The 1691-nt window shown below is 70.7% G+C and carries 2 protein-coding genes; both read right to left on the reverse strand.

The features are described from left to right. On the reverse strand, positions 1 to 1185 hold a 1185-nt coding region (locus tag ACO2TI_RS22960; RefSeq protein ID WP_423287861.1), incomplete at its 3' end, for a PAS domain S-box protein. A 94-nt stretch (positions 1186 to 1279) separates the two neighbouring features. Next, a partial coding sequence (locus tag ACO2TI_RS22965) for an EAL domain-containing protein (protein WP_423287863.1) occupies positions 1280 to 1691 on the reverse strand: 412 nt, incomplete at its 5' end.

Below are 1691 nucleotides of genomic sequence, written 5' to 3' on the forward strand. Positions count from 1 at the left end.
GAGCTGCTCGAGCTGCTCGACGAAGGCCAGGCGGTTGGGCAGGCCGGTCAAGGCGTCGTGGTGCGCCAGGTGGTGGATGCGCGCCTGCGCCGCGATGCGGTCGCGGATGTCGCGCACGATCACCAGGCGCAGCTTCTCGCCGTTGCGCATGATCGTGCGGGTGATGAACTCCACCGGGATGCGCGCGCCGCTCTTGTGCAGCACGATGCTCTCGTAGGTGATCTCGGCGCCCGAGGCGATCGTGCGCACCGCCTTCTCGACGAACTCCGGCGCGACGAACTCGGTCGTGCGCCGGCCCAGCATCTCCTCGCGCGTGTAGCCCAGCAGTTCGCAGATCGGCGGGTTGACGTCGAGCACCAGCGCGTCGCGATGGAACACGATGCCCTCGGCGCTGGCCTGCATGAAGGTCGACAGCCGGTCCTCGGACTCGCGCACCGCACGCTCGGCGAGGCGGTGCTTGGTGATGTCGTTGATCAGCACGAAGGCCGCGACCGCGACGCCGCCTTCGTTCATGTGCGGCAGCAGGTTGACCTCGATCCAGCGCGGCTGGCCGTCGGCGCCGGCGAGCTGTCGCTCGTAGGCGGCCGGCTGGCCGAGCGCGACCACGCGCTCGACATAGGGCTGGATGCGTTGCCAGGCCTCGGGGCCGATGATCTCCTCGGTGGTGTGGCCGAGGATGCTCTGCTCGTCGCGGCCGAAGGTGCGCGCGTACTGGCGGTTCGCGAACAGGCAGCGGTTGGTGTGCGCCTCGAAGTAGGCGATCAGCACCGGCACGTTGTCGGCCAGCAGGCGGAACTGCTCGGCCTGCGCGCGCGCGGCGAGCTCGGCGGTCTTGCGCGCGGTGATGTCGTGCAGCGAGCACAGGAAGCACTGTTCGTCGGGCAGCCAGCGGCCGTCGCAGTCGAACCAGACCAGGCTGCCGTCGGGGCAGGGCGCGGCGAACTCGGTGTGGAAGGACTGCGCCGCCGTCAGTGCCGAGCGCAGCGCGTCGCGCGCGACGCCGGACAGCGAGTCGATCCAGCCGCGCCCGAGTGCCGCCTCGCCCTTGCAGCCGGTGGCCGCGCCGAAAGCCTCGTTGGCCGCCAGCAGCCGCCCGTCGCGCGCGAGCGCGACGACCGGGGCCGGCAGCGCGTCCCAGACGGCTCGGAAGTCGCGTTCGATCGCAGGCTCAGTCGCGGGCGTCATGAGAGGGCTGGAAAACGGCTGCAGCCATCATAGTGAGCGGCGGGGGCCGCGAAGCGGCGTTTTCCCTCGCGGCACCGCGGCCGCGGTGCGGAATTCAGGCCCTTGCCGTTGCCAGTGCGCGACGCGTCTCGGCCCAGGCCTCGAGCGCCGGGGCGGTGAGCGGCGCGCTGACGATGAGGCCTTGCCACTCGTCGCAGCCGAGGTCGGCAAGGAAGCGTTGCTGGGCCTCGTTCTCGACGCCCTCGGCGATGACGGCCAGCCCCAGGCTGCGCGCGAGCTGGATGATGGCCTGCGTGATCGCCACCGCGTCGCGGTCGTGCGGCAGATCCTGCACGAAGGAGCGATCGATCTTGATCTTGTCGATCGGCAGCTCCTTCAGGTGCCCCAGCGAGGAGTAGCCGGTGCCGAAGTCGTCGACCGCGATCTGCACGCCCAGCGCCTTGATCTCGCGCAGGCGGCGCTGCACCTCGCCCAGGTCGTCCATCAGCATGCGCTCGGTGAGCTCG

The organism is Caldimonas sp. KR1-144, from assembly GCF_049446155.1.
Classification (GTDB): domain Bacteria; phylum Pseudomonadota; class Gammaproteobacteria; order Burkholderiales; family Burkholderiaceae_C; genus Rivibacter.